We start from the raw sequence: 8164 nt of genomic DNA, 5'->3' as shown, positions 1-8164 counted from the left end.
TCTGCTCGTAGCCCTTCTTGGCCCGGGCCTCAAGCTCCTCATAAGAGGCCCCAAACCCCGCCCGGCGCATCAGGTGCGCCATCAACGCTATCTCTTTCTTCGTCGGCATGTACCCTCCTCGATTTTAGATTTATTAACAGTCCAAAGGGGCCGCCAGATACAAGGCTGCGCACAAAGGCGCTTACGTGGCGGCTCTACCACAACTATATCACTCATGTCAAGGAAAGAATCCGTCATTGTTTAGCGATTTGTATCGCTAAAAATACCTGTCCATAAGCAAAAAATACGTTTATTTGACCCGAAAAACCTAAAAATTAAGCGAATTGTCTATTATTTACATAACGCTTCAGTAAACACGGTTGGAATTCGTCGTTAATCCTTGCGGCAAAGCTATTTAAGGTATAATGGGCCGGACTTAGAGAGTACACGAAGAAAAGTAGATAAGGATGCGATTCACCAATCTAATCACCAAGACTATGCGGACAGAGCCTTCCGAAGCTGAGACGCCCAGCCATCGCTATCTGCTAAAGGCGGGGATGATAAGCCAGGTGGCGGCGGGGGCGTACACATACCTGCCGCTGGCGTGGCGCTCGCTCAAGAAGATAGAGACAATCATCAGGGAAGAGATGGACGCGGCGGGAGGGCAAGAGGTCAGGATGCCGGCCCTTCAACCCGTGGAGATGTGGGAAGAGTCCGGAAGGCGGGAGGCGTTTGGCGAGAACCTGTTTACCTTAAAGGACCGTCGAGGGAGGACGATGGTGATGGCGCCGACGCACGAGGAGGTGCTGAGCCAAATCGCCCGCACTTTCGTGCAGAGCTATCGCGACCTGCCCGCAATCCTTTATCAGATACAGACGAAGTTTAGGGACGAGCCCCGCCCCAGGGGCGGGCTTATCAGGGTCAGGGAATTCGATATGAAGGACGCCTACAGCCTGAACGCCGACGACGAGAGCCTGGAGCAGAGCTATCAGGCCATGGCCCGCGCCTACAGGAATATATACAGCCGGTGCGGTCTGCCAGCCCTAATGGTGGAGGCGGACAGCGGGGCCATTGGCGGCAAGGACTCCCACGAGTTTATGCTGCCTACGGCTTCCGGCGAGGACACGGTGATGACCTGCGCAAAGTGCGGCTACACCGCCAACCTGGAGAAGGCCAGTAGCGTGAAGCCTGTCCTCCCCAGGGAGCCTATAAAGGCGCTGAAAGAGATTGCCACGCCCGACGTTAGGACAATAGAAGAACTGTCACAGTTCCTGGAGATACCGGCGTCCAAGACATTAAAGGCGGTCTTTTACAGCGTCGACGGCCAGGTGGTGATCGTAACGATTCGCGGCGACATGGAGGTTAACGAGGTCAAGCTGAAGAACTTCTTGAAGTGCCGTGAACTGAGGCTGGCGTCGGAGGGGGAGGTTAGGAAGGCGGGGCTGGTGGCCGGCTCGGCTTCGCCTATCGGACTCAAGGGCATCAGGCGCATCGCCGACGACTCGATAGAGATGGGCAGCAACTTTGCGGTGGGGGCCAACAAGGCAGACGCTCACTTTGTCAACGCCAACTACCCTCGCGATTTCACCGTGGACCAGATACTCGACATCGCGCAAGCGCAGCCGGGGCAGCAATGTCCTCGATGCGACGGAAGTCTGGCGTCAGTGCGCGGCATAGAGGTAGGCCACATATTCAAGCTGGGCACCGTATACAGCGAAAAACTGGGCGTGCATTTCCTCGATAGAGAAGGAAAGCAGCGCCCGGTAATGATGGGCTGCTACGGTATAGGCGTTGGGCGTCTGCTGGCGGCGGCCATAGAGCAGAACCACGACGATAAGGGCATGGCCCTGCCCGCGCCCATTGCGCCGTACCAGGCGCATCTGGTGGGGCTCAATCTAAACGACCCTGGTACCGCGAAGAAGGCTGACGAGCTTTATAAATCACTTTGGGCGGAGGGGTTCGAGGTTTTGTTTGACGACCGGCCGGAGGAAACGGCGGGGGTAAAGTTCAACGACGCGGACCTGCTGGGGATGCCTGTGCGTCTGGTGATAAGCAATCGCAGCCTGAAGAAGGAGTCGATTGAGTTAAAACGGCGGCTGGATATGGAGGCGAAGCAAGTGCCAATAGGGGAGGTTGCACCCGCGCTGCGAGAGGCGCTGTCCACCTAGCTCTTGTTTGCGGTAAGGAGGGCCTTGTGTCCGGCATCTGGCCTGGAAATTTGCAGTGCGTCGCCTTGCTGACCTTTGACGTGGACGGCGTTTCCGGCTTCATTAATCGCAACCCGGACGCGGTCCGAATGCCAAGTTTGTTGTCCATGGGAGAGTACGGCCCTAGCGTGGCGGCGCCTCGAATCCTGGACCTGTTGGACGCGCACAGTATCAAGGCCACTTTTTTTATTCCAGGCTATGTGGCCGAGACCCATGAGTCGATGGTGAAAGAGGTGGCTAAGCGGGGTCACGAGGTGGGGCATCACGGCTACATGCACGAGCCGCCCGCGACGCTGAAGCCGTCGGAAGAGTTGGAAGTGCTGAAGAAGGGTTCCGCTATCTTGAAGAGACTGACGGGGAAAGCGCCCGTCGGATATCGCTCGCCGGCGTGGGAACTCAGCGAGAAGTCGTTGGAGTACCTGGCGTCGCTGGGATTTCATTACGACAGCAGCCTGATGGGAGACGACGCGCCATATAAGGTGGAGACGTCTAAGGGGCCGCTGGTGGAGCTGCCTATCCACTGGCTTCTGGATGACGCCCCGCATTTTTCTTATGCGCCCGCGCTGAACCGCACGGGGCCGATGAAAAGTCCCGACGAGGTGTTTTTAAGCTGGAAGGCGGAGTTTGACGGACTGTATAAGTACGGTCGCTCCTTTCACTTGACCATGCACCCATACATCATTGGGAGGCCTGGAAGACTGCTAATGTTGGAGCGTTTGATTAATTACATCAAGGGCTTCCCGGGCGTGTCTTTTATGCGGTGTGTGGATGTTGCCGCCATTTGGCGCGGCTAATTTCTTGGACGCCTTGAAAGTCCCATGCTACAATGCTCGCATTGCGTCTGGCCGCAGGGACGAAAGCATAAGCTATTCAGTTGATAAACATATAATGAGAACTAGTTAAGCGTGCCGGACCCGTACGGACAGAACGGGAGCCGCGGAGGCCGCCAGCGTCCGTTGGACGTAGACGACATGAAGCTGCCGCCCTGGGCGGTAACGTCGATCAAATGGGTCTTAGCGGCCATAGGTCTGATACTTCTCATAGTGCTGCTGTCATGGGTGAGGCGGGTATACACGGACTGGCTGTGGTTTGAGGATGTCGGCTACCTGGACATCTACAAAAAGACGTTATGGACAAAGGTGTGGCTCTTTTTCGCAGGCGCCGGGCTTTTCTCGATTATCGCGGCGCCCAGCCTTTACGCAGGTTTCAGGCTGACTCGAGGCGAGGTACCGCCGACGTTGACGCCACAGGCCTACCAGGTGGTCCGAAAGGCGTTGGTTTGGGCTGCGGTGGCGGTAGTGTTGGTAGGCGCCCTGGTCTTTGGGCTGGTGGCGTCCGGCCGGTGGGAGACGGTGCTGCTGTTTATGAATCCCACGGCTTTTACGCGGGTAGACCCGGCCACGGGCGAGAGCATAAGGATTACAGAACCTATCTTGAATATGGGGGCGGGGTTCTACGTCTTTAAACTGCCTATGCTGGGCTTCATCAGGGGATGGGTCCTGGGAGCATTGGTAACTTCGATGGTCCTGACAGGCATCTTCTATCTGGTGGTGTTCGGGCTGCGGGAGATGAACTTGGTGATAGCCAGGGACGTGAAGCTTCACGGCGCGATTCTGGTGGCCCTGGTCTTTGTCGCCATAGCGGCGGGCCACTGGCTGGGCCGCTACGAGCTGTTGTACGGGCATCACGGCGCGGTTTTTGGTGTCGGATACACTGACGATAATGCCAGGCTGCCGGTACGCACCATTTTGACCTTTGTGGCGCTGCTGAGCGGGGTCCTTGTGGTGGCCGGGGCGTTTATGACGGGATACCGTTTAATAGTGGGAGCTATTGGATTGTGGCTGGGAATGGCGATTCTGGTGGGAGGGCTGTTCCCATATTTAATTCAGACGTTTCAGGTTGATCCTAATGAGTTGACAAAGGAGAGGGATTATCTAGCAAACAATATCGAGTTGACGAGGCAGGCTTATAACATAGATTTGCAGCCTGAGCAGGTGCGGGAGCACAGGGGGCTGGAGGCAGTTAACACGGATATCATAGAGGCCAACCGAGAGACTATTAACAACCTGCGGCTGTGGGATGAAGTGCCCTTGGGACAGATTTACAACCAGCGGGAGTTCGTTCAGTTTTTCTACGAGTTCGTCAGAGTGGGGGTAGACAGGTATAAGCTCAACGACCAGACGGTCCAGGTCATGCTATCGACGCGAGAGCTGGCGGTCGACAAGCTGGAGATCGAAGACCAGACGTGGACCAATCGTCACCTGATATATACTCACGGCCACGGGGCGGCGGTCAGTGCGGTGAACGACGTAGGCCCCAACGGCCAGCCTAAGATGCTTCTGCATAACATACCGCCTGAACCGGCCCCGGGCTTTGAGGAATTAGCTTTGACCGAGCCCTCAATATATTTTGGGCTGAAGAGCGAGCCTTATGTCCTGGTAGGCACTAATTTGCAAGAGCTGGACTATAAAGTGGAGGGCGGCGATCAGGTCTTCACCGAATACGACGGCGCGGGCGGCGTGCGAATAAACTCGATTATCAAGCGGCTGGCCTATGCGTGGCAGTTCGCAGATGTCAACATTCTGATTTCAGGCGAGGTTAACGATTCCAAGACTCGAATTCAGTACCGCCGCGTGGTGCCGGAGCGGGTAAAGACCATCGCGCCCTTCTTGCAGCTGGACGGAGACCCGTACCAGGTGGTGGCCGACGGGCGGATTTTCTTTATCCAGGATGCTTATACAACAAGCAATCATTTCCCTTATTCGGAGCCGTGGCAGGTCAGGAACTTCAACTATATTCGGAACAGCGTCAAGGCGGTGGTGGACGCTTATAACGGCACGGTGGACCTGTACGTGTTCGACCCCAGCGATCCGATGATCCAGAGCTACATGAAGACTTTTCCTGGCGTGTTCAAAGCCAAGGAGGAGATGCCGGCTTATCTGCAAGAGCATGTCCGCTATCCTAGAGACTTGTTCCTGGTGCAGTCCAGGATGTTCTTACGGTACCACGTGGAAGACTCAAACACTTTTTATCTAGGCAGCGATAGGTGGTCTATACCGAGCCAAAACTCCTTTGGCCGGCAAGGAAACCTGGAAGCGTACTATATCTACGCTCGCCTTCCTGATGAACCCAACGCGGAGTTCTTGCTGATCCAGCCGTTCACACCGGAGGGCCGCGACCCGCTGAAGGCATGGCTGGCGGTGCGCAACGACGGCGACAGCTACGGCCAGATGGTTCTCTATCGCTTTCCAGAGGCGCGGAGCATCCTGGGGCCGAACCAGGTGGAGGCGCGGATAGATAACGACGCGGCTATATCCCAACAGTTTACGCTGTGGGGACAGGTAGGCGCGGAGGTGCAGCGCGGAGACATGCTGGTGATACCTGTGGGCGACGCGATTTTGTACGCGGAGCCTATATTCTTAAAACCCAAGAATCTGGCCTTCCCTGAGCTGCGTCGAATAATCCTGGCGGACGGACAGCGGGTGGTAATGCACCCGACGCTGGAGGACTCGGTGAGGGCGCTGAAGGGGGAGATCCAGGCGGTGGCGCCGGCGGTGGCTGAGGACGGAGGGGGGCTGGCCGGGACTCCTACTCCCGGAGGCACTCCAACACCAGGAGGGACCCGTACGCCCAGGCCAACCCCGTCGCGTGGAGTCACGTTGTCGCCGCAAGAGTTGGAGGCGCTGGTAAACGCGCTGCGAGACCTGGGGATGAAGGTGGAGGAGCTGGAGCGGCTTCTGCAGCAGCTGACGGAAGGACAGTAGCGCAGCGGGAGCCACACCTTTGAATTGACGGGCAAGAGTTACCCTTGTTTATTGGAAGGATCGTTGTCTTTAGATTTAGGTATTCGCCGCCGCTGCCAGATCTCCAGTCCGACGCCAGCGAATAGGCCAACCAAGCCTATTAGCCCTACTTCCTCAACATAGAGAACAAAGGTCAGACCCATGCCGATAAGCACGCCATTTGCGAGGCCGGATAGTCGGTGACGGCGGACAAAATCATCGCTGTACATGAAGGGCTAAGGACCTCCCGATATTTTCTAAGTATCCGACTAAATTTTAAGCAACGATACGCCTAGTTGAACCAGCACCAGCACGATAATCGCTTCAGATAAGGATCCCAAAAGCAAATAAGGTATAGAGCGTTTGGGGTGGAGGTCCATGGCCCAGGCGGCTAGGCAGCTGGTCCATATGCCGGCGAAAGGCAAAGGGGCGGCCCCCAATAGTATGAGAGTCCAACCTCCGTGTTTATGGGCCCATGCGCCGCCGCCTTTCTTAAGACGCCCAATGCGCCACAGGATGACGCCTCTGAAGGGCTGGGGCGACTTGAGCAAGAGATGCCCGAGCCGGTATAAAACAAAGGGAAGGACCAGGGCCGGGATGAAGTTTCCCAAGGTTCCCCATAGGAACGCCTCGTACCAATGGGCGCCGAACTCCACCATAGCCAGGGGTATGGCGGCGCGCAGCTCGCCCACAGGGGCGGCGGCAGTGCCCATAGTAATCAGTATGTCAGTAATGCTCATTTCGATTCTTTGTTATAGTCGCAAAACCCTAGGCGGGGCAAAAGTTTGGCATAGTTTATCATCCCAGCATGACGAAAACGCTATTTGTATTGACGACCTCCGAAAGTACGGTTAAGTTGACGGCGTTGCTATTATGGCTCTTAGTTTGGAATAAAGTCGCGGCATGACTGGGAAGCTAGGGCACATTACTTTTATATCTATCATCCTGCTGGCAGGCGGGACGACCCTAACGGTAGTGGGCTCCCAGCAGGAGATGTCGCTTTTGGTTGGGGCAGGCGTAGGGCTAATTATTGCGGGGTTATGGCTTCTTCGTCCGCTGGCGCAGGAGGTCATAGAATGGCTGGACCGGCGGAGGCTTTAGGAATCAGGCTAAGAAACCTGGCGGCCCAGCTTTTGGTCGAAGGCGGGGAGAGGATTGAGGGAGACGCCACGGTCGTAAACGTCTACGCGTTCCCATCGTTTGAGGTAGGTGACCACCAGATAGGTGAGGGGCGTGGCGGCGACTTCATATATGACTTTGGCGAGCCACTGGATCCAGACCAGGCGCCACAGGTCAGGGACCTCGCCGGCGAAGGCGATGGTGATAAAGATAGCGGAGTCCAGGCCCTGGCCGACGATGGTGGAGCCGATGGTGCGCATCCAGAGCCAGCGTCCCTTTGTCGCCACCTTCATGCGGGACAATATTATGGAGTTGGCGAACTCGCCTATCAGGTAAGCGGTGAAAGAGGCGGCCAGGAGTCGGGGTGTGTAGCCGAGGATGGTGTCGTAGGCGGCCTCGTTTTCCTGCCAGAAGCCGGCGGCGGGGAGCAGGCCGCCGACCCACATGCCGCCGACGGCCAGGAGGTTGCACAGAAAGCCGAGCCATATGACGGCCCGGGCGCGTCGGAAGCCAAACACCTCGGTAAGAACGTCGCCGAGGATATAGCTGACTGGGAAGATGACAATGGCGGCGGGGAGGACCTCATCGGCGATGACAATGAGCTTGACGGCGATGATGTTGGCGGTGATGAGGGTGGTGACAAAGAGGGCGGCGACGAGGACGAAGAGGGGCGTTATGGGATGGGAGTGCTGGGCTTTAGGGTCTGACATGGCGTCCCATGCTAACAGTCTAGGGGGACGGATTCAACAGAAACTTGCGCTAAGTCCTCATAGACTGGCGGCGTCAATCTACAACTTTTGTCCATCCTTCTATCCAATTCTTCCTCTCAAGATGAGTGATGCTAGTTTTTTGGTACTAGTACTAAATATGAGGGGGAAAGGACAAGCCAGTGGGAGGTGTTGTGCGGCCTGGCGGACGAAGCGTTGAGCTAGTGTTTCACCATCATCTCTCCACGGTGAGTCTTCGACCTGCGCCTTCCCCCATCAAGGGGGAAGGAATTTTCCTGGTGGCTGTCAACCACTTCATACGCCTCTAACCTTAACTAGCATCGTGCGTTCAAAAAGAAAGAAACCTAGG

At 56.4% G+C, this 8164-nt stretch carries 8 protein-coding genes; 4 read left to right on the top strand and 4 right to left on the bottom strand.

Annotated elements, in window-relative coordinates; genetic code table 11:
* Positions 1-109, bottom strand: a 109-nt coding sequence (locus tag FJ320_04695; protein ID MBM3925274.1) for a DUF1800 domain-containing protein, incomplete at its 3' end; no start/stop codon positions are given.
* Between the two features lie 337 nt (positions 110-446).
* On the opposite strand from FJ320_04695, the gene FJ320_04690 reads away from it, so the two are divergent.
* The 3 genes from FJ320_04690 (at position 447) to FJ320_04680 (ending at position 5950) form a co-directional block, all read left to right on the top strand.
* A complete protein-coding gene (locus FJ320_04690) occupies positions 447-2147 on the top strand; it encodes a proline--tRNA ligase (protein ID MBM3925273.1) in 1701 nt (566 codons plus the stop codon).
* A gap of 26 nt (positions 2148-2173) precedes the next feature.
* Positions 2174-2980: a polysaccharide deacetylase gene (locus tag FJ320_04685; GenBank protein ID MBM3925272.1), complete on the top strand. Its 807-nt coding sequence runs from the start codon at positions 2174-2176 to the stop codon at positions 2978-2980.
* 111 nt (positions 2981-3091) lie between these two features.
* Positions 3092-5950, top strand: coding sequence for a UPF0182 family protein (locus FJ320_04680; protein MBM3925271.1), 2859 nt, complete (start codon positions 3092-3094; stop codon positions 5948-5950).
* A 38-nt stretch (positions 5951-5988) separates the two neighbouring features.
* Here the strand turns inward: FJ320_04680 and FJ320_04675 are convergent, their stop codons facing one another.
* Both FJ320_04675 and FJ320_04670 read right to left on the bottom strand, forming a co-directional pair.
* Positions 5989-6198, bottom strand: coding sequence for a hypothetical protein (locus FJ320_04675; protein MBM3925270.1), 210 nt, complete (start codon positions 6196-6198; stop codon positions 5989-5991).
* A gap of 39 nt (positions 6199-6237) precedes the next feature.
* Entirely contained in the window at positions 6238-6708 is a 471-nt protein-coding gene (locus tag FJ320_04670) for a small multi-drug export protein (protein ID MBM3925269.1), read from the bottom strand.
* 163 nt (positions 6709-6871) lie between these two features.
* On the opposite strand from FJ320_04670, the gene FJ320_04665 reads away from it, so the two are divergent.
* Complete coding sequence (locus tag FJ320_04665) at positions 6872-7069, top strand: hypothetical protein (protein MBM3925268.1); 198 nt, start codon at positions 6872-6874, stop codon at positions 7067-7069.
* A gap of 8 nt (positions 7070-7077) precedes the next feature.
* Here the strand turns inward: FJ320_04665 and FJ320_04660 are convergent, their stop codons facing one another.
* Positions 7078-7797 (bottom strand): queuosine precursor transporter, encoded by a 720-nt coding sequence (locus tag FJ320_04660; protein ID MBM3925267.1) that lies wholly within the window; start codon positions 7795-7797, stop codon positions 7078-7080.
* Positions 7798-8164 lie beyond the last annotated feature (367 nt).

The organism is SAR202 cluster bacterium (assembly GCA_016872285.1).
GTDB lineage: Bacteria > Chloroflexota > Dehalococcoidia > Lucifugimonadales.
Note: the sequence above shows the minus strand (reverse complement) of the source record. Positions and strands in the feature narration are given on the sequence as shown.

Coding starts and splice junctions, on each gene's coding strand:
- FJ320_04670 (MBM3925269.1), bottom strand. CDS start 6,708: ATGAGCATTACTGACATACTGATTACTATGGGCACTGCCGCCGCCCCT.
- FJ320_04660 (MBM3925267.1), bottom strand. CDS start 7,797: ATGTCAGACCCTAAAGCCCAGCACTCCCATCCCATAACGCCCCTCTTC.
- FJ320_04665 (MBM3925268.1), top strand. CDS start 6,872: ATGACTGGGAAGCTAGGGCACATTACTTTTATATCTATCATCCTGCTG.
- FJ320_04690 (MBM3925273.1), top strand. CDS start 447: ATGCGATTCACCAATCTAATCACCAAGACTATGCGGACAGAGCCTTCC.
- FJ320_04675 (MBM3925270.1), bottom strand. CDS start 6,198: ATGTACAGCGATGATTTTGTCCGCCGTCACCGACTATCCGGCCTCGCA.